At 65.9% G+C, this 270-nt stretch carries 1 protein-coding gene; it reads right to left on the bottom strand.

The window, feature by feature from the left end; all coding sequences use genetic code 11:
- Positions 1 to 270, bottom strand: a 270-nt coding sequence (locus F6X37_RS38195; RefSeq protein WP_222945059.1) for an Ig-like domain-containing protein, incomplete at both ends; no start/stop codon positions are given.

Here is a 270-nt window from a genome sequence, read left to right as displayed (position 1 = left end):
TGAAGCTCCAGTTGCCGTCCTCGTCGACCTGCGTCTCGCCAACCGGCGTGCCGTTGTCGATCACGACGATCGTGTCACCCGGTTCGCCCTTGCCCACCAGCGTCGGCGTCGTGTCGTCCGTGCTCTCCCCATTGCCCACCGGACCCTGGATCGGACCTTCGTCGTCAATCACTTCGCCAATGACTGGCTGGTCCGGCGCAGTCGTGTCCACGACTACCACGTGCGGCTCCGACGGCCTGCTTTCGTTGCCCGCGGGATCGCGCTCCACCA

It is taken from the genome of Paraburkholderia sp. 31.1 (assembly GCF_014397645.1).
In the GTDB taxonomy this organism is placed as follows: domain Bacteria; phylum Pseudomonadota; class Gammaproteobacteria; order Burkholderiales; family Burkholderiaceae; genus Paraburkholderia; species Paraburkholderia tuberum.
The sequence above is the reverse complement of the archived record's forward strand: the minus strand, read 5'-3'. Positions and strand labels throughout refer to the sequence as shown.